30 protein-coding genes and 2 pseudogenes are annotated in these 23,126 nt (G+C 34.3%); 10 read left to right on the top strand and 22 right to left on the bottom strand.

Translation table 11 applies throughout. From position 1 onward, the window contains the following. Positions 1–109 precede the first annotated feature (109 nt). The gene (locus ACUN0F_RS21870) at positions 110–463 is read right to left on the bottom strand and encodes a hypothetical protein (protein ID WP_264461942.1); all 354 of its coding nucleotides are present in this window, start codon (positions 461–463) and stop codon (positions 110–112) included. Between the two features lie 206 nt (positions 464–669). Here ACUN0F_RS21870 and ACUN0F_RS21875 point away from each other — a divergent pair, with 206 nt between their 5' ends. Beyond that, the gene (locus ACUN0F_RS21875; RefSeq protein WP_000807969.1) at positions 670–1,278 is read left to right on the top strand and encodes a hypothetical protein; all 609 of its coding nucleotides are present in this window, start codon (positions 670–672) and stop codon (positions 1,276–1,278) included. Here the strand turns inward: ACUN0F_RS21875 and ACUN0F_RS21880 are convergent. Beyond that, complete coding sequence (locus ACUN0F_RS21880) at positions 1,261–1,431, bottom strand: hypothetical protein (protein WP_162616915.1); 171 nt, start codon at positions 1,429–1,431, stop codon at positions 1,261–1,263. The two genes, ACUN0F_RS21875 and ACUN0F_RS21880, sit on opposite strands and share 18 nt — an antisense overlap. Positions 1,432–1,922: 491 nt before the next feature. Here ACUN0F_RS21880 and ACUN0F_RS21885 point away from each other — a divergent pair, with 491 nt between their 5' ends. Beyond that, a complete protein-coding gene (locus tag ACUN0F_RS21885; RefSeq protein ID WP_445540146.1) occupies positions 1,923–2,120 on the top strand; it encodes a hypothetical protein in 198 nt (65 codons plus the stop codon). Positions 2,121–2,138: 18 nt separating this feature from the next. After that, complete coding sequence (locus ACUN0F_RS21890; protein ID WP_264461939.1) at positions 2,139–2,360, top strand: hypothetical protein; 222 nt, start codon at positions 2,139–2,141, stop codon at positions 2,358–2,360. A gap of 79 nt (positions 2,361–2,439) precedes the next feature. Here the strand turns inward: ACUN0F_RS21890 and ACUN0F_RS21895 are convergent. Beyond that, positions 2,440–2,697: pseudogene (locus ACUN0F_RS21895) on the bottom strand (hypothetical protein). 150 nt (positions 2,698–2,847) lie between these two features. Next, positions 2,848–3,540, bottom strand: coding sequence for an STM4504/CBY_0614 family protein (locus ACUN0F_RS21900; protein WP_445540147.1), 693 nt, complete (start codon positions 3,538–3,540; stop codon positions 2,848–2,850). Between the two features lie 566 nt (positions 3,541–4,106). On the opposite strand from ACUN0F_RS21900, the gene ACUN0F_RS21905 reads away from it, so the two are divergent. After that, positions 4,107–4,244 (top strand): DUF3956 domain-containing protein, encoded by a 138-nt coding sequence (locus ACUN0F_RS21905; protein ID WP_000376553.1) that lies wholly within the window; start codon positions 4,107–4,109, stop codon positions 4,242–4,244. Between the two features lie 109 nt (positions 4,245–4,353). Here the strand turns inward: ACUN0F_RS21905 and ACUN0F_RS21910 are convergent, their stop codons facing one another. Next, positions 4,354–4,716: a hypothetical protein gene (locus ACUN0F_RS21910; protein ID WP_264461937.1), complete on the bottom strand. Its 363-nt coding sequence runs from the start codon at positions 4,714–4,716 to the stop codon at positions 4,354–4,356. Between the two features lie 211 nt (positions 4,717–4,927). Here ACUN0F_RS21910 and ACUN0F_RS21915 point away from each other — a divergent pair. Next, positions 4,928–5,191: pseudogene (locus ACUN0F_RS21915) on the top strand (tyrosine-type recombinase/integrase); the annotation flags it as partial. 82 nt (positions 5,192–5,273) lie between these two features. Beyond that, the gene (locus ACUN0F_RS21920) at positions 5,274–5,588 is read left to right on the top strand and encodes a thioredoxin family protein (protein ID WP_000658777.1); all 315 of its coding nucleotides are present in this window, start codon (positions 5,274–5,276) and stop codon (positions 5,586–5,588) included. Between the two features lie 36 nt (positions 5,589–5,624). Here the strand turns inward: ACUN0F_RS21920 and ACUN0F_RS21925 are convergent, their stop codons facing one another. Then, positions 5,625–6,035, bottom strand: a complete 411-nt coding sequence (locus ACUN0F_RS21925; protein ID WP_264461936.1) for a hypothetical protein — start codon at positions 6,033–6,035, stop codon at positions 5,625–5,627. 212 nt (positions 6,036–6,247) lie between these two features. Between ACUN0F_RS21925 and ACUN0F_RS21930 the strand changes: the two genes are divergently transcribed. Continuing rightward, positions 6,248–7,129 (top strand): cation diffusion facilitator family transporter, encoded by an 882-nt coding sequence (locus ACUN0F_RS21930; protein ID WP_445540148.1) that lies wholly within the window; start codon positions 6,248–6,250, stop codon positions 7,127–7,129. On the opposite strand, the gene ACUN0F_RS21935 is transcribed toward ACUN0F_RS21930, so the two are convergent. The 5 genes from ACUN0F_RS21935 to ACUN0F_RS21955 all read right to left on the bottom strand — a co-directional run bounded on the left by ACUN0F_RS21935 (position 7,119) and on the right by ACUN0F_RS21955 (position 9,862). Continuing rightward, positions 7,119–7,754 carry a phosphatase PAP2 family protein gene (locus ACUN0F_RS21935; RefSeq protein WP_000833364.1) on the bottom strand — a complete coding sequence of 212 codons (636 nt, stop codon included), beginning with the start codon at positions 7,752–7,754 and terminating at the stop codon, positions 7,119–7,121. The genes ACUN0F_RS21930 and ACUN0F_RS21935 overlap by 11 nt on opposite strands. A 74-nt stretch (positions 7,755–7,828) precedes the next feature. After that, on the bottom strand, positions 7,829–8,587 hold the full coding sequence (locus tag ACUN0F_RS21940; protein ID WP_264461935.1) for a sporulation protein: 759 nt from the start codon (positions 8,585–8,587) through the stop codon (positions 7,829–7,831). Further along, positions 8,569–9,390 carry a serine/threonine protein kinase gene (locus ACUN0F_RS21945; RefSeq protein WP_445540149.1) on the bottom strand — a complete coding sequence of 274 codons (822 nt, stop codon included), beginning with the start codon at positions 9,388–9,390 and terminating at the stop codon, positions 8,569–8,571. The genes ACUN0F_RS21940 and ACUN0F_RS21945 overlap by 19 nt, the downstream gene beginning before the upstream one ends. Further along, the gene (locus ACUN0F_RS21950; RefSeq protein ID WP_046959337.1) at positions 9,390–9,572 is read right to left on the bottom strand and encodes a hypothetical protein; all 183 of its coding nucleotides are present in this window, start codon (positions 9,570–9,572) and stop codon (positions 9,390–9,392) included. The genes ACUN0F_RS21945 and ACUN0F_RS21950 overlap by 1 nt, the downstream gene beginning before the upstream one ends. A 110-nt stretch (positions 9,573–9,682) precedes the next feature. Beyond that, positions 9,683–9,862, bottom strand: a complete 180-nt coding sequence (locus ACUN0F_RS21955) for a YozD family protein (protein ID WP_000658451.1) — start codon at positions 9,860–9,862, stop codon at positions 9,683–9,685. 150 nt (positions 9,863–10,012) lie between these two features. Here ACUN0F_RS21955 and ACUN0F_RS21960 point away from each other — a divergent pair, with 150 nt between their 5' ends. Further along, positions 10,013–10,180 carry a DUF3930 family protein gene (locus ACUN0F_RS21960; protein WP_000456535.1) on the top strand — a complete coding sequence of 56 codons (168 nt, stop codon included), beginning with the start codon at positions 10,013–10,015 and terminating at the stop codon, positions 10,178–10,180. 4 nt (positions 10,181–10,184) lie between these two features. Here the strand turns inward: ACUN0F_RS21960 and ACUN0F_RS21965 are convergent, their stop codons facing one another. The 10 genes from ACUN0F_RS21965 to ACUN0F_RS22010 form a co-directional block, all read right to left on the bottom strand. After that, the gene (locus ACUN0F_RS21965) at positions 10,185–10,847 is read right to left on the bottom strand and encodes a hypothetical protein (protein WP_000101496.1); all 663 of its coding nucleotides are present in this window, start codon (positions 10,845–10,847) and stop codon (positions 10,185–10,187) included. A 189-nt stretch (positions 10,848–11,036) separates the two neighbouring features. After that, positions 11,037–11,252: a YozE family protein gene (locus tag ACUN0F_RS21970; RefSeq protein ID WP_000750728.1), complete on the bottom strand. Its 216-nt coding sequence runs from the start codon at positions 11,250–11,252 to the stop codon at positions 11,037–11,039. 72 nt (positions 11,253–11,324) lie between these two features. Continuing rightward, positions 11,325–11,597, bottom strand: a complete 273-nt coding sequence (locus ACUN0F_RS21975; RefSeq protein ID WP_000995761.1) for a YokU family protein — start codon at positions 11,595–11,597, stop codon at positions 11,325–11,327. Further along, positions 11,594–13,015, bottom strand: coding sequence for a lysine 2,3-aminomutase (gene ablA / locus ACUN0F_RS21980; RefSeq protein WP_000902133.1), 1,422 nt, complete (start codon positions 13,013–13,015; stop codon positions 11,594–11,596). The genes ACUN0F_RS21975 and ablA overlap by 4 nt, the downstream gene beginning before the upstream one ends. Before the next feature lie 210 nt (positions 13,016–13,225). After that, positions 13,226–14,611 (bottom strand): arginine utilization transcriptional regulator RocR, encoded by a 1,386-nt coding sequence (gene rocR / locus ACUN0F_RS21985; protein WP_079998392.1) that lies wholly within the window; start codon positions 14,609–14,611, stop codon positions 13,226–13,228. Positions 14,612–14,710: 99 nt separating this feature from the next. After that, positions 14,711–15,556: a putative beta-lysine N-acetyltransferase gene (ablB, locus tag ACUN0F_RS21990; RefSeq protein ID WP_000878609.1), complete on the bottom strand. Its 846-nt coding sequence runs from the start codon at positions 15,554–15,556 to the stop codon at positions 14,711–14,713. Continuing rightward, positions 15,553–16,821 (bottom strand): peptidase, encoded by a 1,269-nt coding sequence (locus ACUN0F_RS21995; RefSeq protein WP_445540150.1) that lies wholly within the window; start codon positions 16,819–16,821, stop codon positions 15,553–15,555. The genes ablB and ACUN0F_RS21995 overlap by 4 nt, the downstream gene beginning before the upstream one ends. A 15-nt stretch (positions 16,822–16,836) precedes the next feature. Then, positions 16,837–17,499 (bottom strand): CoA transferase subunit B, encoded by a 663-nt coding sequence (locus tag ACUN0F_RS22000; RefSeq protein ID WP_137052520.1) that lies wholly within the window; start codon positions 17,497–17,499, stop codon positions 16,837–16,839. Continuing rightward, positions 17,484–18,182 (bottom strand): acetate CoA-transferase subunit alpha, encoded by a 699-nt coding sequence (gene atoD, locus ACUN0F_RS22005; RefSeq protein ID WP_000208097.1) that lies wholly within the window; start codon positions 18,180–18,182, stop codon positions 17,484–17,486. Before atoD ends, ACUN0F_RS22000 begins: the two co-directional genes overlap by 16 nt. Continuing rightward, positions 18,179–19,489, bottom strand: a complete 1,311-nt coding sequence (locus ACUN0F_RS22010; RefSeq protein ID WP_001205889.1) for an aspartate aminotransferase family protein — start codon at positions 19,487–19,489, stop codon at positions 18,179–18,181. Before ACUN0F_RS22010 ends, atoD begins: the two co-directional genes overlap by 4 nt. Before the next feature lie 1,003 nt (positions 19,490–20,492). Between ACUN0F_RS22010 and ACUN0F_RS22015 the strand changes: the two genes are divergently transcribed. Next, positions 20,493–21,242 carry a DUF4397 domain-containing protein gene (locus tag ACUN0F_RS22015; RefSeq protein ID WP_445540151.1) on the top strand — a complete coding sequence of 250 codons (750 nt, stop codon included), beginning with the start codon at positions 20,493–20,495 and terminating at the stop codon, positions 21,240–21,242. 33 nt (positions 21,243–21,275) lie between these two features. On the opposite strand, the gene ACUN0F_RS22020 is transcribed toward ACUN0F_RS22015, so the two are convergent. Then, positions 21,276–22,409: a BA2291 family sporulation histidine kinase gene (locus tag ACUN0F_RS22020; RefSeq protein WP_336296936.1), complete on the bottom strand. Its 1,134-nt coding sequence runs from the start codon at positions 22,407–22,409 to the stop codon at positions 21,276–21,278. A gap of 233 nt (positions 22,410–22,642) precedes the next feature. Here ACUN0F_RS22020 and ACUN0F_RS22025 point away from each other — a divergent pair, with 233 nt between their 5' ends. Next, positions 22,643–23,035: a YueI family protein gene (locus tag ACUN0F_RS22025; protein WP_000247570.1), complete on the top strand. Its 393-nt coding sequence runs from the start codon at positions 22,643–22,645 to the stop codon at positions 23,033–23,035. Positions 23,036–23,126 lie beyond the last annotated feature (91 nt).

A 23,126-nucleotide genomic window follows, 5' to 3' on the forward strand; every position in this document is an offset into this window, starting at 1 on the left:
TTGAAAAACAGTCACAAATTATCTATATCACTCTCTAATCATATTTTCTAATCTTCTAAAATTCTTTTACAAAATAAAAAAGCAGCTGTTAAGCTACTTTACATTCGTTTTATCCCCAAGTGAAATGATATATATATTCTCCCGTTATCCTTTGATTAATCCCATTAATTCTAGCAAACCTCATTAAGTCCGCCCCTTGAAGAAAATACATCGCAAGCATTACTGGCACTTGTGACCACATAAACTGATAAAGCTCCTCGACTCTCAAGTTTGTCGAAACAATTAAATCATTTACAGGTCCTTGATTCCATACAGAAGTTCTAACTGAAATAAACGGAAGATCCTTCCCATTAACCACTATTCTTGCCATGCTTTGAGTTATGTCCACATCAATTCCCTCCATCATTACAAAAATCGGACCTGTGTATTTACTCCTATGGTTATAAATATTCTCAGCTTTCATAAATGACTAAGGCAAACCTCTATTTTTCACTTCTATTCAAATGAATTTATTTATTACAGTAAAAAACAAATGAAATTTTAATATTACTCTCCCTCAACTTCCATGTGTATGAACATAGGTTTTTCTAGCATCTTGTTCACCTCCTTAAAAATGCAGGATTTCCCTTTCCACTATCGAATTAGTAATGTTTGGAAAGGGGGTGTAACATGGCGGAAATTAAAGTGGGACTTACACAATTTTTAGACTTCACACTAAAAAGTAGTGCAGCTAAAACAAATTTTGTAAAGAATTTAAAATCTCAACCTGAATATCACCCGGTTTTTGATTACTGGAAACAATTACGAGAAACTGTTATTAAATTTCATAAAAACGAACTACCTTTTGACTGTTTTGAAACATTAGTACAAACTGTTGATCAGAAGAAAAAGCAAAACTACATTGATGTTATAAAGCAGTACAAAAAATTTATTAAAAACAAAGACGTCTCTTGGTTTGATCCAGGTAAATCACATTGGTTATCAGATAATTTAATCGTCCGCTCATCACCTGAACTCGGTTTGCTCATTAATGATGAGCCGCATCTTATTAAACTATTTTTCAAAGGAAAGAAAGAGCGAATTGATAAATATAACATCAACTCAACACTGACATTATTAAATGAATCAACATTTTCAAATGAATATAACGATGCGAATTATACTGTCCTTAACATCCAAAAGAACAGAATGTATACGAATAACTCTATTAATAATGATCATTTAATAGCTCTTGAATCAGAAGCCCACCAGCTTTCTTATTTATGGAATAAGGTGTAAAAGGGTATAGGTATCTATTTCAATACCTTGTTCATGCGTAATTTGGGCACAATTTTCAAAAATCCAATTCGTTTCTTTTAAGTGAAGCTCACCTTCTTGTTTCTCACAAACAATGCAAGGTGGGCGTTTTTTGAAAACAGTTTCTTTACCCATTTCAACATCCTAATTCCCCCTCTGAAAGAATAATATAATGATCTTTTTCTACCACATCTACATCCCCCCTTGTTAGTCACGCTTCTTTCACCCACATTTCTTTATTTGGTTGTGATTATTGCTGGAACTCAGCTAACACCGCCCTAATCTCTTCTCTCACAACTTCACGAATAAGTTCTTATAACGATCCCTCTAAATTCATATATGCATCCCCTACAGCATTTTTTAAATTTCCTGCTTGTTGTTTAATTCACTCATAAAATTTATGAGTGATCATCCACCGTTTACCTTCTCTAAGTACCGGAAAGAGATTGCTTGTTTTATCCGACATCACATTACGGGCACTTCATAAACTTCTCCTAAAAATATGTGAGAAAAGAACGTTATAGCGATGGCTATCATGAAAACACTTTGAATTACCTTTGAAAATCTATTTATTTAAATGTATAATTATATAAAGAGTTCTAAAAATTCGAATCGAGGTGAAAATCATGAGAAGTTTTGGCTCATTAATGATTTCTACTGTTTGTTCAGTACTTCTTGTAATTTGGAATACCTATTCCTTCTATAACGGATTCATAACAGGGCACACATACTACTGGATTAATGGTATCGCAGCTGTTATCTTCCTTCTATTCTTTATCCTCAACATGCGAGATTTCAAAAAGAAAAACTACAAAACCTCATAACAATAGGAGTTGATACATATGTGGAAAAAAATCAAAAATTATAGATTGAGCTTAAAAGATTTAAAGTTCATGTTATGGTTGTTCGGTATAACTTGCTTTATATACAGCTACAATTTCATTACAGGATTAGCTTTTTTCCACAAATTCCAAGTCTATGACTTAGGTGGTGCTATAGCTACATTCGCCGCATTTATGGATACTAAAAATAGGATTAAAAATAAAATTTATAAGACAACGTAATATTAAAGGGATCCTTTGTGATTTCCTTTTTTCTATGCAAAATAAAAAGCAGCTGTTAGGCTACTTAAAGTTCGTCTTATCACCAAATAAAATGATATATATATTCTCCCGTTATGCTTTCATCAACTCCTGCAACCCTAGCAAATCTCATCACGTCAGCACCCTGAAGAAAATACATCGTTTGCATAACTGGCACCCGTGACCACATAAGCTGATAAAGCTCATCTACTCTTTACTTAGTCGTAATAATTAAATCATTCGCCGGTCCATTTATCCATGCAGTAGTCCGAACTGAAGTAAACGGAAGATTTTTCCTATTAACCACCATTATATCCATAATTTGCGTTATATCCACATCGATACCCTCATTCCAAGACTCAAAAACTGTTTTCCATATTTATATAAGTTTTCGATGCTACGAGAAATGTTTAAAATGCTTTTTTATAAAATAAAAAAGCATTTGATTCGCTACTTTAATTTTCACATATTATTTTGATCCTTTATAAGCTTTTATTAGAAACACAATGTTGGTTGCTGCTAAGTTAATGGCATATTCAACAAAGTATGGTTCTACTTTTATTGATTCGGCACCTTGTCCATGACCAGCTTGTTTATTTCTAACTGTTGGTAATCCACCTTCTAATGTATTCCTTACACCAGAGAAGTGTTTGCTCATGTATTCAGGGATTAGGTTGTTATCGAGTAATACTGTTATTAATTTTTGTGCGGTATCACTACCTTTGTTGTATGTATATCCTTTTTTATCACAAATTGTCTTCATTGTACTTTCGAAAGATTTTAAAGCTTCTACAAGTGCATTTTTGTAATCGCCTTTTCTGTAAGCTTTATGTGCATTTAAAAATTCTTCAGCTGGCCCTTCGAAGTCTTCTTCAAACAGTAAAGTTATGGCTGGCTTTACGACTTCTTCGTGCATGTGAGTTTGGTCGATACGAATAAGTTCCCCGTTTGTGAATTCGTAACCTAAATTATTGTCTTTGAACCAATCATTCAGTTCTTTAATTCCCTCATTGAATGTTTGGGTTCTCCCGATATAGATGGTGTCTGGGTCCCATCCGAGTTCTCCAGAAATAATAAATGATAGTTCTATAATGTCGATTGCTTCTGTTGCATGTTTGTAAAAAATCGACGCAGCGTTCAAATGACGAACAATATTTTTCATTAGTTAAATTGAATAATCCTAGTTCTTTAGACATTATGTTGTTAACAACGTTCCATATTCGGTCGTTCTCTTCACCAATCGCTTGAATCCAAACGTGAATCACTTGGATTCTTAATCTTTCTGGTACTGTGTCATAGATATATACATCTTTAATTTGTCCTGTTCGTTTTTTTGCTCTTTTTGAAAAAGTTTCATACATAGCTATAATCCTCCTATCATTTACAATCTGTTATATCAAACTATAAATATTAATATAGGATTAGACAACAAAGTATGTACTCAATAATCATCTGTATTACTGGTGTAGGAAAAACAATGAACGGGGTACTCATATGAATATAGAATTTGAGATTAATATCTTTTCAAAGTTTATTCTTACTATCGCTCAATTGTTAAATTTTTTGCCTTAGCAAGAATCATTTGATTCTTGTTTTTTCATTCATTACGTTCGTTTGTTTTGTTTAAATAGGCTAATTTACCAATTCTAATAAATCCATTAATTTAACTATTACATATTTCCGTTAAATACATATACTATATTAGATTGCTAGAAAGGAGGCGTAACCATGGATAGTTGCGTTGTGTTTGTAAATGGACAACCTTTTTTAGTTCTTTCAATAGCTGGTATTGAAATTGCTAGATTAGAGATTTCTCTTCAAGTAGCATTAGCTTTAAGAGTGCTCGGGATACCAATCTGCGATTAATTACCGTACCGCTAAAAAAGAGGGCACTAGCTCTCTTTTTTATTTTCTCCCTTATCTTTCATTAACAACAAACAAGACGCCGCCCAAATCACGGCAGCGCCTTACATATCTAAATATATACTAAAAACTTTTTGTTTCTAGATTGCCCTTTTTCAAAAACTTCTCTATCTACAACTCGAAATTCAGGTAGTAAGTTTAATATTGCTAATAAATAACGAGCTTTACAACCATCTAGATCTTTCCTTCTTAATCCTTCGTTCTTTTGCTCAAGCTTAGTTAAGACCTTAATAAAGTCCTCCTCAGTCAAAATTACATCTCTATTTTTAGTTTGTGTCTTTTCTTGTAACTTTAGATGTATATATTCATTACAGACTTCTACTACCTCAGCATCTTCTTGATTATGCATAGTCGGCGCTACGCTGCATCTTCTTAATACATTTTGTGTATCGTTCCAGATTCTTTCTTTATCCATTCCATTACCTCCCCTTGCTATCTCCCTAAGTATATCTTTTATATTTTTACCTTGCTTTTGAATTTGTTTTGATATTTCCTAAATAATTTCCCATTTTTAATAAAATGGTTGATGAATAATTATGGAAAATTATCAATAGTAAGCTTCCAAAAAAACAAGAATTTTAATTGGTTATAAAAAATAAGTAATCTACAAATTGAAAAAGAGATAAAATGGTAACTCATGCAATTTCAGAAGTTTGACACAGCTCTGGAAAAAGCTTATAAAGAAATGTGGGGTTCCTGATATTCGGTTCCACGATTTAAGACATACCCATGCAACATTCATGTTGAAACAAGGTATTCATCCAAAGATCGTAAGTGAACGATTAGGACATAAAAGAGTAGGCATCACATTAGATACCTACTCAGATGTCGTACCAGGCCTACAAGAAAAAGCAGTCGAAGATTTTGCAAATAATCTATTTCGAAAACACTACTGTTTGCAAAATGTTTGCAATTACGGATTTTGCATAAAAATACTAGCTTATCCGTGTGACATTGAGAGGAGACAAAAACATGAAAGAAATCAAATCAGAACAGGAATTCAAAGACATCATTGCAAGCGAGGAACCAGTAGTTGTTAAGTTCTTTACTACATGGTGCCCAGATTGTGTTCGTATGGACAACTTTATCGGAGATGTAATGGAAGAGTTCAATAAGTTTGAATGGTATTCTATTAATAAAGATGAGTTCCCAAGTATCGCTGAAGAGTATCAAGTAATGGGTATTCCAAGTTTACTTGTATATCAAAATGGTGAGAAGCTAGGCCACTTACATAGTGCTAACGCAAAAACTGAAGAGCAAGTTACTGAGTTTTTAGAAGCATACTAAGATTAAAACCCTCTGAAAAATAATTTCTAGAGGGTTTTAATCTTTTTTCACAATTATCTTTCGTAGTTGTTTCGTCATTTCTTCAGAAGTGTAGTATACAGTTTCTTCATGACCAATGTACATAATTACACTCCTTTCCCCTTCATTTCCGAGGTATAAATGGATACCCTTCGTATCACTATTTTCATATGTAATTAGTATATCGTATTGTGGTGTTTCGCCTCTTTTCTTTTGTTTTTTCATGCCATTAAACATATTATTAATTCCATTGATTATTTGTTTATCTTCCATGTTTAGAAAATAATTTTCATTTAATCCACCGTAGCCATTAAAAGTAGATATGGATACTTTAGAAATATTATGTTCCTTCACATTTTCGTTATTTGATGAATTACACCCAATCATTATAAGAACAATACATAGTAAGAAAAATATTAGTTTTTTCATCCTCTTACCCTCCCACCCTTTAATTGCAAATAAATCCCATTAATTTCACACCCTAACTTTGCACTTTACAACATATTTTTCCTTCACGAAACTTTGTTATCCCCTTCTTAAAAACCTAAAAAACGTCAACAATGTTTGTATAGACCCACACGAGTTTCGTTTGGTACTCTATTTATAGAAAGAAATTCCTTGTAGAAAGGTGAGTGATTAAAATGGATACTCTTTCTCATAAAGAAGCTGATAAAGGTGCTATTGTCAGCATTATGGCCTACATATTTTTATCCTCTATGAAAATTATCATCAGTTATATTACCCTCTCTAACGCATTACGTGCTGACGGTTTAAATAACTTAACGGATATCGGTGCTTCTTTAGCTATATTAATTGGTCTAAAAATCTCTCGTAAACCTCGTGACCCAGATCATCCTTATGGGCATTCACGCGCAGAACAAATTGCATCACTTGTTGCTTCTTTTATTATGGCAACGGTCGGATTAGAAGTTATTATTAGTGCTATTCAATCTTTTTTAAATCCGAAACAAGCAGCGCCTAATGTACTTGCTGCATGGGTAGCCTTATTTTCTGCTGTCGTTATGTACTTTGTGTATTTGTATACGAAAAAGATTGCAGCGCGCACAAAAAGCAAATCATTAGAAGCCGCTGCAAAGGATAATTTATCAGATGCACTCGTAAGTATTGGTACAGTAGTAGGTATTGTCGGTTCGCAATTCCAAATGCCTATTTTAGATCCTATTGCCGCTTTAATTGTCGGCCTTATTATTTGTAAAACTGCATGGGAGATTTTCGTAGAAGCTTCTCATATGTTAACGGATGGAATTGATCCAGATAAGATGGAAGAGTACGCTGGTGCTATTGAACATATTGGTGGCGTGGAAAACATCGTAGACATTCGCGCGCGTATGTACGGGAATCAAACGTACGTTGATATTACAATCGAGGTAGATGCTCGTATGGATGTTGGTGAAAGTCATTGTATTACTGACAACATCGAGGCTATGCTTCGGAAAAAGTTTGGCATTTACCATGCACACATTCATGTTGAACCAATGAAAAAAGAACCTATTATGACATAGGTTCTTTTTTAATGAACGCTTTATGAAATATAACACATAAAACGAGCCAGCTACCGCCAGCTGCCCATCCTGCTAATATGTCAGATGGATAGTGAACGCCAAGATATATTCGGCTAACTGAAATAGATAATACAACAAAGCTCGCTATAAAAATAATCAACAATTTTTTATGCAATGTAATACGTTCTTCAGTAATTGTGACGTATGCAATAAATCCTAAAAAAGCAGTAGCATTCATCGTATGACCGCTCGGAAAACTATATCCAGTTGCAGTAACAAGCTGCGTTACATCAGGTCTTGCTCGTTCGTACCATAGTTTAAGCATACTGTTTAAATAACGAGATCCATAATAATTAATTGTTAGAAGTAATGCACTAAGCAACTTTTTTCTAACGAGAAAATACATTACAAGAATGATGAGTAACGGAAAATATATTCTTTTGGAACCGATAAAAGACACCCAAGTAAAGTAGGCTGTCAAGTAATCGTTTCGAAAGCTTTGAATAAAATGCGCGACTATATTGTCAAATTTCTCAATACAAGCGGTATGATACGAAAGTGATAATACGACAAAACAAATGAGTAGCGTAAAACTTAACAAGTATAAATGTCGATATCGTTTCACATACATAACCTCACTATGCAAAAAAATGGAGCGGTTGTTTTAGTTTTCCTCTCCATTTCTTTTTTATGCATAGTTTATTTAAAAATATAATTGTTAATTTTTTCTTGCATTGTTGGAATATCTTCATTCGTTACTGTAAAGCGAATTACTTTCTCGTCAAGATCAAGCGCTTCTGCAAATAAACCTGCTAATCCGCGAGATTTTCTGTCTACTTCCATAATAATTTCTAAGCGATCGTAAGCGCTTGGTAAGATTAATAATTCTAGTTCATCTAATTTCCCATAATACTCTCCGGACACAGGAACAAACTCAAATTCTTGTGCAAACGGAACTCGCTTACGTAATCGATACGGTAATTCTTCACATTCTATATGACGCGCTTTAAAACCTAATTGATTTACACTCTCTAACACACTATTTAATAGTGCATTAGGCAACACTTGAATGTAATCACGATCACTTGGATCTATACTGCGTTTAATATCAAGACCTGTATGCACCCAAACTGTTTTCATTCCAAGTGTAAGCGGCGTTTCAACTGGCATTATAAATGAAAATGGAATTTCTTTTTTTTCATTCGGCTCAACAGAAAAAGGTTCTGTTAAACGAACTCGCTCTAAATCATATGTTGCTGTTACTTTTTTATCATCCACTTCTCGTACATACGACGTCGATAATGTTAAGTAAATGCTTTCAATTTGTTGGCTAACTGAACCACCAGTTATATGAACCTCCCCTAGTATCTCTTCTCCAACAATATACTCATCTTTTTCAAGAACTGTATCTACTTTTGCATTACCAATACCAACACTTGCTAAAAACTTTTGAAACACGGAACCTCCATCCTTTCTAAAGCAAAAGCTATATCTTTTTTTAAATCTTGTACATTCTCATAGTACGGCGTTTTTATTTGTAACATTCGCATAAGCATTTCACGGTTATAATTTTCCAAAGTTAATTCGTCATACCATGGTTTTTCATGTTTTTCATTAGATTCATAGCCTGCATATAATAAAAATAACGAGAAATGACCAAGCGCATAAAAATCGCTACGAAAGTGAACTTCTCGCATCAAAGCTTGTTCACCTTCATAAGCTTTAGCTCGTTCATCACCCTCACCCTTCAATTTAGCTAATCCAAAATCAATAATACTAATTTGGTTTTCTTTCATTAATATGTTTGGAATGCGTAAATCTCGGTGAATTATACCTTTATTATGAAACACCGATACAATTTCTAATATTTCATATAAAATTTTTAAAACTTCACGTTCTGTATATGCATGCCCATCTAAGAAAATATAATCTTCGAAATTTTTACCAGGCATATATTCCATCACGAAAAAGCTTTTTTTCTCCCATACGAAATGATCATATAAACTAGGAATTGCATGATGATTTAATGTTTGTAAAATCATTTTCTCTTGTTCAAATGATTTTCTACCAGACTCATATCTTTGTTTACTTTGTCTTAATTGTTTTAAGACTTTATATCTATTTATTTGTAAGTCATTAACGACATATGTAACCCCATAACTGCCCATTCCAATTACTGATTCAATTTTATAACGTTCTGCAACGATTGTATTTTTTCGCAGTGGTCTATCAAATAAAGCTAGTATACGACGCCATTTCATCAGCTACTTGAAAAGAAGCTACGACTTTTACGTTTTCTTTTATAATGCTGATGCCCATAACCGGATGAACGTCGTTTATAATCGCTACTTGAATAAGAGCGACCTCTATGGCGATAATCACTACTAGAATGCGAACGATATTTTTTCCTACCTAATAAAGAATCAATAATTTTTTTGAACATCCCTTCACCTCTTGAGTAAAATTTTCTTTTAATTATACCAATAATTTCCGACTATATTTGTGACAAGTTTGTAAAGAGTAAAAAACGACGAGTTAAGCCCGCCGTTACTTTCACTCATCCTCTTCATCAAAAACTTCATCAATCATACATTTCTCTAATAAATACTCAAATGTAATATCTGCGAGATCTTCAATTTCTTCTCGTTTTGGGACGTACCCTCTTTCAATTAGTTGCTCATAAAAAAACTCCGCAATCTCTTCCGTATCAATTACGACCTCAATTTCCTTCATGAGCATCACTCCTTTATTTCTGTTTTATGAAAAAATCTCAAAATTATGTATATGAGATTAGAAAAATAGTTTTTCTTTTTTTATAGGTCATATCCTTTGGACGAGATGCATACGATGGTAGTACAAGCTATCAAAAAGGGGGATTTAATTATGGAATACCAATATGAGGTAGAACAAGAAGTTGGGCAAACAAAAGAAGAGTTCATGCATGAAGATCAATGGGCAGACTCTCTTATTAAATGGCTTTTTATTTTTTTAATAATTGTAGGCATACCTTATACTGCATATGTTGTTGTTCAATTCATTCTCTCTTTCTAGTTAACTATTTTTTCTCTGTCAATTTAACTAAATAATTATGAACAACATCCATAACAATTTTGTATTCTTCATCTTTAAATGTATCGAATAACAATTGATAATCGTTATAAATATCAAGTAATCCATCAATGATCTCTTGACGATTTGTCTTAACACTCACTTTTTTTGAGTTGTTAATTGACTTTAATTTTCCTAAATCTAATTTATTCATACCAGCTTTATCTTGTTTCATTTTCTTCAAAATTGCATTTGCCGTTTGAGCATTAGCAAGTAACGTTAAATCTGATTCATCCGCTTCTAACCATTCACCATCCGTAATTCGTGACAATTCGTATATAGTATCTTCCCATGCGTCATTTTTATATCTCCATACTTCTGTACGAAAACCAACAATTCGAAACACATCTTTATCGTATCCTGTTACTTGCACGAGATCACCAAATGTGAAATTATAATTTAATTCAATCCACTCAGTTTCACCTTTTTTCATATCTTGTTCTGAAACGTGCTGCAACGTTTGCTCTACGTAAAACCCATCGTGATTATTGACTTCGTATACGTAAACTCCATCCAAAACCTTCATATTTGTGATTTTACCAACGGTTCCATATAGCGTAATCACGACTATGTCCCCTACGTTATATTTAGGTTGCTTTTTTCTCGCCATCTATATCTCTCCTTTTTTTGACGTCGTGATTTTGATAACAGTATATGCAACCTACATAAAAACGCTTATCACAGAAGCGTATATTCATAAATTTTTTCAATAAAAAATATCACCGTATAAAAAAATTATTTACAACGTAAAAAAAGCTAGCAAATAGACTAGCTTCACGTCAAAAATTTCATATAGTTCTTATCTCTCTTGTATGTATAAATCCCAAGCTTCATCAAATATAGACATACTTTCTAGCAATCCACTTAACTCTAAGTATGAACTAATTTCATCATAATCTTCAGATTGCTTTGGAAAGCTTAAATCATCATACATTGCTTCTGCTAAATTCGATACTTCATTACTAAATAAAGCTGCACGATGCTTCATCATATAGTGGTAAAATGTCTTTTTCAAAAATATTCCCTACCTTTCTAACTTGGATACATTATACAAGGCAAAAAAGAAAAAAACCAGCATAAATGCTGGTTAAAAGTCGAAATAATTTCTCTTTAATAGACGTGGTCTTCCCATTAATTCTTCATATGTTAGTTGTTTTGGTAAATCTTTCGTATAAATTAGAAACAATTGATCTTCTATTTCTTTCACTGTTTGATCTGCTTGATAGTCCATACCACAAGAGGAACAAGAAATGCATGGTGTCTCTTGGATTTCAATGGCTTTCGTACCATCTGGTAATTCCCAATATACAGTATTCAAGCTTTCTTTCGCTTCTGTACTGTCACACCACATACAATTCATACTGCATCATCCTCATTTTTTTTGTCGTTTTCTTCTAATTTAGCCATTTGCGATTGATACTTTTTGTCTTTAAGTTGATCACGCTTATCACGTTTATCTTTTAGTGATGCATGAGTGTCATTATCTTCATAGTCTTTACGACGGCTCATACGCTGTAAATCGTCTGGAACAAGGTTAAATTTCTTATCACTCATAAGACCTGCGATACCAACATCTGAACGTTTTTCTTCGTAGTTTGGATAGATTTCTTTAAAGTACCCTTCTGCTCTTCCTGGGATATAGCTCTCTGGCTCTGGATACGTTGTAATAACACCTTCAAAGTTACGAAGCACAACTTTATCTGCACTTTGCGAAATTAAATAGTTTGGTTGAAGCGCAATTTTCCCGCCACCTCCTGGTGCATCTACAACGAATGTTGGAACCGCATAACCAGATGTATGACCGCGTAAACCTTCAATAATTTCAAGACCTTTAGATACTGGTGCACGGAAATGACCAATACCTTCAGATAAGTCACATTGATAAATGTAGTATGGACGTACACGGATTTTTACTAAGTCATGCATAAGTTTTTTCATAATTGGAACGCTGTCGTTAATACCAGCTAAAATTACTGCTTGGTTTCCGACTGGAACACCAGCATTCGCTAGCATTTCACATGCTTTTTTCGATTCCTCTGTAATTTCAATAGAAGTATTGAAATGTGTATTTAACCATACTGGATGGTATTTTTTAATAATGTTACATAAGTTTTCTGTAATACGCTGCGGGAATACTACCGGCGCTCTCGTTCCGATACGAATAATCTCGACATGCGGAATCTCTCGTAAATTTTTTAATACATATTCTAAAATTTTATCGTTAATAAGAAGACCGTCACCACCAGAAATTAATACATCTCGTACTTGTGGTGTATCACGAATGTAACCGATCGCATCATCTAATTGTTTCTTCGGCACACCCATTCCAATTTGTCCACTAAAACGACGGCGTGTACAGTAACGACAATACATAGAACATTGATTCGTTACTAAGAACAATACGCGGTCTGGATAACGATGTGTTAGCCCTGGAACTGGTGAATCTTCATCTTCATGAAGCGGATCTTCTAAATCATATTTTGTTTTATATAACTCTTCCGAGATCGGTACAGATTGCATCCGAATCGGACAGCGTGGGTCATCAGGATTCATTAGCCAAGCATAGTACGGTGTAATATTTAACGGGATCGTTTTTGTTGAAATTTTAACGCCTTCTTCTTCTTCAGGTATTAAATTAATCACTTTCTTTAAGTCATCCAAAGTTTTGATCGTATTCGTTAATTGCCAAACCCAGTCATTCCATTGCTCTTCAGTAACATCCTTCCACAACTCGATATCCTTCCAGTGACGATTTGGTTTGTATACATCATGTAACATTGCTATTCCCCCTTTTTATACGCTCATCCTTTATATAAGCAATAGTTATGCCAACTTTACATTATTGATAAGTAAATGTACGGAAAACGCTATTACATAAACAAAAAAATATTTGTAAGCACTGTATGAAATCCATACATACTATCATATTCATTACTTTTTATATATGTAAACACGCTTTTATTGGTGCAAACACACAAAAACCGCCAATTATTCGGCGGTTTTGTCGTACTTACTCAATTTATATTGAAGCGTTTGGCGAGGGATACCTAACATTTTTGCAGCTTGTAATATATTCCCTTCCGTTTCAATTAACGCTTGATCTATTAATTCCTTTTCCGTTTGATGAAGTGCTTCTCTAAGTGGCAATATGTTCTTCTTCTTTGGCAGATTCTCTTTCCGAAATGTACGCGGTAAACAATTGGCTGTTAGTGTATCCCCTTCTGCAATAATGACAGCATGTTCAATCGTATGTTTTAGCTCACGAACATTGCCAGGCCATTGATAAGCTTGTAGTCTTTCTTTCGCTTCCTTATCCATTTGAAGTACACCTTTTTTATAACTTTTATTATATTCGTTCAAAAAATAAGACGCTAATAATAAGACATCCTCAGTTCTTTCACGTAGCGGCGGAATATATAATGAAAAGACATTTAATCGATAATATAAATCAGTACGAATTTTATTCTCTCTTAAACATATTTCTGGTGGCTGATTCATTGCAGTAATAACGCGAACATCTACTTTTCTCGTCTTATTATCACCAATTCGACGAATAACACCATCTTCTAATACACGTAGCATTTTCGCTTGTAAATCGAGAGGCATTGAATTCAGTTCGTCTAAAAACAATGTCCCACCATCTACAAGTTCAAATAATCCCGCTCGTTCAATTGCCCCAGTATAGCTACCTTTCGTCGTTCCGAACAATAAACTTTCTAATAGCGACTCTGGCAAAGCTGCGCAGTTTTGTGCAATAAATGGCTTGTTCTTCCGTTTAGAAGCTTCATGAATCGCTTGTACAAATAACTCTTTCCCTGTTCCTGTTTCCCCATATATTAAAACATTTGCATCAGTTGGCGCTACTTTTTGTGCTAATTCTTTCGTCTGTTTAAATCGAGCATCATCCGTCACAATCGTCTCAAATGCAACATGCTTTTTAATTGCTTTTTTTCTAGATGACCGCTTTATTTTTGACTGCAAATCTACAATTGTATCCGTAAGTTTTTGAACTGTGGAATAATCCTTTGCAATTTCAACAGCCCCAGCAATATTTCCATCTATAAAAATAGGTAACGTCGTATTTACTGTACAAATGTCTTCCCCATTTAAATTTTGATAATGCTGAACTTGATGAACGATTGGTTTTTTTGTATCTAACACTTTCATTAACGTACTCGTTTCCCTAGATAAAGAAGGAAACGCTTCTAACAAATGTTTTCCTAACACTTTTTCAATTTTTGACCCATCGTGTTTTGCAGCTACAGTATTATAGAAAATTGTAATACCATTTTCATCTACTGCGTGTATAGCCTCATCAATACTGCCCAAAATCGCTTCAATGACTTCTTGTGTCGAAACTGCTAGCAATGTCATCCCCCCTTTTGCCGAAAATTCAGCAATCGCATGCCGAATTTCCGGCATACCTATATGCGATTATAAGCATGACGATTCCGTTCTATTTTTTATACCGTACTATTTAGACAAATCTTTCACCCATATATTCATATCTTCCAGCTTATCGAAAATGTAGCAATTGTTCGCCAGTCTTCCTGTATACGTATAACCTAACTGATGAAAGGCCGCATTCATTCCGAAAGAAAGCGATCGAGCAATTGTATAGGAGCAGAAAATCGATTTTTCTTGCAGTTCTTCTTCTAACTTAATTAGTAAACTTTTCATAAACCCATGCTTACGATATTCGGGTAAAGTAGCACAATTCGTTAATTCTGCATTTCCTTCTTTTATATTCATTTCTGCAGATGCTGTACTAATTATTTTCCCCTCGAATTCGTACACATAGTATATTGTATCGTCTTCCTTCATCGTTTGTTTTACATAACTCGCTTCGTTTAAAGGAGTCGGATAAACTTCAAATACTTTTCCAAAGACAGCCGCTAATTCTTCCGCATCCTCTTCTGTCGCTTTTCTTAATAAAAATTTCTCTGGTACTATTTTTTCCTTTACTTCTTTCGCTTTAACACCGCTTAAAATGGTATCTTCCTCAGCCCAATGAATACTATTTCGTCTTTCATCATTAATAAATTTCACGAAGAAGTATGCATCGTGACCTTGAAAATAATGCGGTATTGTTGCTTCCAATAAAAAACCGAAAGAGAGCCATGTAGAAACATGCTCTCCCTTTCCTTTAATAATACATTTAGTGAAAGAATGCTTCTCTGCTAATTCGTCAATTGTTTGGATAATCCTCTCAATATTTCCTGTGTAGTGGTCTACTCGAATACGTTTATTAAAATAATCTAAAACGCCTTCTACTGTATAGTCATTCGTCTGTTCTCTAAAAGATTCATAGTATTTCATTTTTTCACCTCACACCAATCTAGTAATGTACATGCAATAATTTTTGCGGCAGCTATCATTTTATCAACTTCTATATATTCGTTTGGATAATGTGCTACTTTCGTCTCTCCTGGACCAAATACTATCGTTGGTACACCTGCGATTTGTGTAAATAAACCTCCATCAGTCCCCCACGGAGATGCTTCAATAATCGGTTCATTCCCTTCGATTTCAACAAAGTTATGCTCTAGTGTCGTAATTAACTCATGATTTTCTTCTAGTTCACCAGGAACCCATCTCGCTCCAAACCATTCTACTTCTACAGGATTTTCAATAAACCAATTGTCCACATTATTTAATTCAGCGATCCAATTCTCGAACTCTTCTTTTGCTGCCTCTATAGTCTCATTCGGCGCAATACCACATCTTCCTTCTAAATTTAATGAATCAGGAACAGAACTTGGCCAGCTCCCACCTTCAATTTTCCCAATATTAATTGGAATTGGAATCGGGATTCCTTTAAATAACGGGTCTGTAATTCGGTCATTTCTCTTCACTTCCAATTTTCTCAAATGATCTACAACAAACATACTTTTTTCAATTGCACTTACTCCTTCATAACGCGTTCCACCATGTGCTGCTTTGCCTTTCACATGTAGCCGAAACCACATGGACCCTTGTTGTTTCGGGAAAAACTTCATATTTGTTGGTTCTGGAATAATGACACCATCTGCTTTATATCCTCGTAATATAGTCGCTAATGTTCCTGCCCCGCCGCTTTCTTCTTCAATTACACTTTGAAAATAAATATCTCCTTTTAATTCAATACCAGATTCAATAATAGCTTCCATCGCAAGCATCAGTGCGACATTGCCGCCTTTCATATCCGTTGTTCCACGACCATATATACGCTTCCCTATTTGCTCACCACTATAAGGGTGATGGTCCCACTGATTCACATCTCCTTCTGGTACGACATCAATATGTCCATTTAATATCATAGATTTCCCGTCGCCACTTCCTTTTAAAGTTGCCACTATGTTCGGGCTATCTGAAAAACTTGTACGCGGTGATACAAAATAAGGATGATCTTTCATTTTAGAAAATGAAGGTTCCCAAATATCAAGATCTAAACCTAGCTCACGTAATTTTTCAATCACAATTGCCTGCGCACCACTTTCATCACCAGATACGCTTTTTTCTTGAATTAATCGCTTTAAAAATTTTACGCTTTCCTCTTCATGACTCTCGATATAATCACAAATTTTCTTTTTTAATTGCTCCATATATTACATCTCCCCTCATTCGATTACTAGTAAGTTAGAGCCAATTTTAAAATCAGCTTCTGTATGTTGTTTTATATCTTCCACTGTGTATGGACTCATTAATTCTTGTAAAACGAGTCCACCCTGCGTCACTTCCATAACTGCCATATCCGTAATAATTAAATCTACACATTTCTTTGAAGTTAATGGTAATGTACACTCCGAAACAATTTTTGCATTTCCGTATTTATCGACATGATTCATCACAACAACGACCCGCTTCGCTTTTTGTGCCAAATCCATCGCTCCCCCAATACCTGGAACGCGTTTTCCTGGTACAATCCAGTTCGCTAAATCACCATTCTCACTTACTTGTAATGAACCAAGAATCGTTATGTCTAATAAACCTTTTCGAATCATCCCAAACGCTGTGCAACTATCAAAATAACTCGCTCCTGTAATAAGAGAAGTCGGTAAACCTGCTGCGTTACATAAATTTTCGTCTTCATTCCCTTTTCTTGGCGTAGGTCCCATACCTACAATTCCATTTTCCGCATGAAACATAACGTTTATATCGTCAGAAAGATGATTCGGTACAAGCGATGGTATACCAATACCTAAATTTACAATCATACCATTTTGTATTTCTTTCGCCGCGCGCCTAGCAATCTTATCTCTCACTTCTACGCCCATACCCATTTCCAATTCACTCCTTCCGACGGTACGATATAATTTACAAATACTCCTGGGACAACAATTTCTTCTGGATCTAAACTTCCAAGTGGAACGATTTCTTCTGCTTCTACAATCGTTATATCCCCTGCCATAGCTACGTGAGGATTCATATTACGAGCACTTTTATCAAACACAAGATTACCAAACGGATCCGCTTTTTTCGCATATACAATTGCAACCTCAGCAGTTAATGCTGTTTCCACTAAATATGTCTTGCCATTCATTTCAACTGTACGTTTTCCCTCTTCTACAATCGTATCAACACCTACATCAACTAATACACCTCCAAGTCCTACACCACCAGCGCGAATACGCTCTGCTAATGTTCCTTGAGGAGAAAACTCGATTTGTAACCTTCCTTCGTTTAGCTGTCTTCCTGCATTTGGATTTGAACCAATATGTGAAGTAATTAATGATTTTACTCTTTCATTCGTAACAAGACGACCGATTCCTACATCAGGAAATCCCGTGTCATTTCCTATTAAATTTAAATTTGTAACTCCTTTTTCTAAAATCGCCTGTATTAAAGATGGAGGGGATCCAATCCCCCCAAATCCTCCAAACATTAATGTCATATCATCGTGGAACAAAGAAATTACTTCCTCTATCTCTTTTAATTTATCGAATGTATTCGTAATAGTTGTCATGCGATACTATGCCCTCCTTTTTGCATCATTTCTTCTACACTTTTTGCAAAAATTGAAAGTAATTCATCTAACTCGGAATATGTAGTTGTCATCGGGGGTGCTACAAGCAGTGCACTATCTTCTTTTCCTGCTTGCCCTGAAACAGCTTGGTATAAAAGAAGACCATTTTTAGCTGCAACCGAAATAAGTTCCGAAGCTTTTGTAAACGGTTGCAATTCTACTCCAATCAGCAACCCTTTTCCGCGCACATCAGCAATGATTGTCGATTGTTGCTGAACTTTCTGTAGTCCTTTTATTAAATACTCTCCCTTTTCTGCTGTTTTTTCAGGTAGATTATGTTTCTCCATATATTCAATAACAGCTAGAGCTGTTGCTGCAGATAATGGATTTGCACTTAACGTATGCCCACTCATTACAGAACGCGATCCACGTAAAATTGGCTCCATAACACGGTCACTTACAATCGTCGCTGCCATCGGTGTATATCCAGCTCCTAAACCTTTACCAAGAGTCATAATATCCGGTTCTACACCCCAATGCTCCATCGCAAACCATGCGCCAGTACGACCAAGCCCTGTCATTACTTCATCAGCAATAAATAAAATATCGTAATGACTACAAATATCTTTAATGACTTTATAATATTCTTTCGGCGGAACGACTGCGCCTCCAGCTGCTCCGATAATCGGTTCAGCGATAAAAGCTGCGATATGTTCTGCACCAATTCTTTCAATTGATCTTTCTAGTTCAGTCGCACAAGCAAGCTGACAAGTTGGATATACCTTTTGCACCGGACATCTAAAACAATATGGAGCTGGAATAGTTGGATAATCTTCTAAAATTGACACGAAACGTTGTCTGCGCAGTGGATGCCCAGACATTGATAAGGCTCCCATCGTAATACCGTGATAACTCATCCATCGTGACAAAATTTTATGCTTCCCTTGAATACCTCGCTCTTGAAAATGCTGGATTGCAATTTTCATAGCTGTTTCATTTGCTTCCGTACCACTATTCACAAAAAAGCTCCAGTTCAAATCTCCTACACTTAAATCGCTTAATTTCTTCGCTAATTTTTCAGCTGGTTCACTCGTGAACTGTGATCTATAAACGAAAGCAATCTCCTCTGCTTGCTTTTTTATAACATCTGCAATCTCCTTTACGCCATGCCCAATACCTGCCGTAATTGCCCCTGACGAGCCATCAAAATATTTATTTCCGTTTTGATCATACAAATACACACCTTTTCCATGTGAAATCATTGGATACGGCTGACCAACAAGTGGTTTAATTAAGTAATCGCGCATAGCGCTCCCCCATTTCTCCAATTTGTATATATATATGAAGAAAATTGACGTTTCTTTCATAAAAAAGAACCCTCTGCGAAAGCAGTGATTTTATCAAAAAACTATTATAAAATATACAAATGAGTGCTAAATATTAATTTCGAAAACAGAAAATTCAGAACTTAAAACGAAGACCAACCCTTATCTATACGCTCCAATAACCCTCCTTTATATAAAATAAACGCTTCACTACATATTTTCTTAACATAATATCAGCTTCCCTCAATTGCCGACATTGTGTAAACTTCGACGAAACTCCCTTTAAACTCCTTCCTATTCTCCTACTTTATATTGCATATTTTCAAACAAATATCGACAATTAATCCTACTAAATGCATAGCAATTATTTTTATAGAAACCTATATTTTACATACATTCTCCTCCGTTTTATACAATAAAAAAAGAACCGATTAACCACATTAATCAGTTCGGCACGACGCTCTTTTATCGGTTAATACTGCCACTTGCTAACGTAAATAGAAAAAATAATGTTACAAATTCAAAATTCATCCTACATCGTAAAGCACAAAATCGTCCATAACTCCATTCACAATTCCTTTTTGGATATCCCCATCCCAATATTTTATTCCTTTCCTTATATTTAAACTACCTTTCCTTTATAATTTATGTAGGACAATTATCACTTTGTATGTGTATTTGCCCATTATTAAAAAAATCCCTAGTTTTCTAAGGATTTTTGGACATGTTTTCGATATGTTACTTCATACGCTCTTAAGGTTTTTTATTTCGAAATATACGTTGTAATCGGTACATCATCATCCAACATAGATGATATATTGCTGTATACTCTAAAAAATTATAAGGCTCTTTCGCCTAAAAAACACTTATCCATAAGCAATACTCTTTATTAATTTTCAACTTTTCTCCTTCAAAAAACAATTTTTTCGCATAACCTCTTTCTTGTTAAGCATATAGTTTTAATGATGACAAAGGAGGAATATTCATGTCTCAATCTGAAATCGAAAAATATGGACAAGAAGCTGCACGTTACGAACAGCTCGCTCGTTACTATCAATTTAAAAATCCGAAAAAATATGTAGAACTATATATGAAATATTACGATGCGCTTACGAAACTTGTACAGGCGTATGAAAAAAGAGATTCACAAGAAGCTGCTTTACCGTCACACATACGTTTTTTTCACTCTGCTTCCAATACACCTGCGGTTGACATTTTAGTAAACGGGCAAAAGGTTATTAAAAATATTTCATTTAAACAATTTAGCCCCTATTTAACATTAGTGCAAGGTAAATACCGTATAGATATTGTCCCTGTTGGAAATGAAACTCCCATCTTTTCAGCTTTAGTACCAATAATGGGGAATCACACTTATACTTTTGCCGCAATAAATAGTGACAATCATCTACAATTACAACCTATGCTTGATAATACACATTTACCAGCTGGTCAAGCAAAAATACGCTTTGCACATTTTTCTCCAGATACCCCTGTTGTAAATGTAGATTTAAAAGGTGGAGATCATTTATTTGAAAATGTACTCTTTAAACAAATAACAGATTTTTTGGAAGTTAGTCCTGGTACAGCAGATATTGAAGTTTCACTCGCCGATAATCCCAGCGTCTTACTAACTATACCGAATTTCAAAGTCGAACCGAACATCATATATACAATTTCATTTTTAGGTTATTCAACTAAAGATCCTAAATTAGAAGCCATTATACTTACGAATTAAAACAGTCTACACCATTCATTTGGTGTAGACTGTTTATTTTTGAAATACAATTTGAAATTCTGTCCATTCGTTATCTGAACGGCACATGATAGACCCATTATGTTTTTCTACAATTTGTTTACATACAAATAATCCAATACCAGTTCCTAACTTTTTAGTAGTTACAAATGGTTCGAAAATCATTTCTACACTTTCAGCTGGAATCATTGGCCCATTATTTTTTATCACAATTCGAATCGATTGATCTTCTTCAAATACATCAATGATAATTTTCCGTTCTTCTTTCATTGATTCTAGAGCGTCAATTGAGTTCATTAATATATTTAAAAATACTTGTCTCACTTCACTCCGATAGCCAACAAGTGGAATTGGATACGGTAAATTCTTTTCAATCGAAACATTTGCATTGACCAAACTCGGATATAAGAACTGTATAATATCTTGAAACAAATCATTAAGCCAAAATTGTTCTGATTTATTCCACATTTCTTTTTTCGATACGAGTAAAAATTGCGAAATACGAAAATTTAATTGGTCTAATTCATGCGAAATAATATCTAAATAAGATAAACTTGGATGGTCTGCCTTTAATAATTTAACAAATCCCATAATTGAAGTGAGTGGGTTACGGAATTCATGTACAAAACTTGCTGACATTTGCCCTAAAATCGTCAGCCTTTCTTTATGTGTTTCATTAATATATTGCTGTTTTTCCTCTAAATTTTTTGATATAATTTCCGAGTATTTTAAAACAGTATAATAAATTAATTTATCAAAACAAGTATGTATTTGGGCCATAATCGGTTTCAATTCACGTGCGCTAACATCTAATTCACACATCGCTTCGAAAAGTTCATTTCTTCCCACATTTGCATTATAAACAAAATCTCCAATATTCGCATCTGCCCCTGCACGTTCAATAGCAATTTTCTCGCATAATGGCTGAAGATAATCTATATCTTTTTCTTCCATAGTAAGTTCGATAATTAACTCTAATAAATCCTCTCCATTTTGAACTGCTTCTAGTTTAAATGGATCTTTATCGGAAATTATCATTTTGTTTTTCCAGTTCTCAACGAATTGGTGCCTGTTGTTTTTCAAGTGCGAACAAAATACTTCTTTAATATCCTTATCGATTGGAAAAACCCCCATTTCCTCCATTTCCATGCGACGAACACCCTTTATATTTTGAATATTAACACAAAAAATGCGATTCGTTAATAGATTATTGTCACATTTTGTTAATATGTGTTGATAAAATTTTTAATGTCTTTATTAATTGTTTAGATTGATACATTCCATTTTCCTTCCTTTCATTCAAAATTTTTTACATTCGATGCGACTTTTTTTGCATCCTGCTTCATTCTTTCGTACAATAGAAAATGAAAGGTGTGAAAAATATGGTAAATAAAAATGTGGAAGATTATCTCCAAGAAGGCATTTACGGCCAAAAGCAGAACAAACCAGAAGAACGTAATATGTATTTAACTACGTTACGTGAGCGTGTAGAAATCGCTTTAACTATCGGTCAAGTAATGCAAAGTAATGTATATTCTGAAGTAGCTAGTAGCATGCGCTCTTCTCAATCATTACAAATATTCCTAAATGGTGGCATTGCTTACCCACATTTATCAAAATACATTAAATTAGCAAATGAAAAAAATGTTCCTTTTACAATTGTTCAAAATAAAGGTATAGAAACACCAATCGGTTTAGTATTATCTCATAGCACTGCTGTTGACAAAGAACAAATTTATGTAGAAGATGCTATTTTCAAACAAGAAATGAAGTAAAAGGTACACTTGGTTAAATTAAATCGTTCCGAGAAACGTAAAACAAACAATAAAAAAACGAGTATGGAATCGTAAACATTTCCAGCTCGTT

Source organism: Bacillus sp. 1A, from assembly GCF_052682215.1.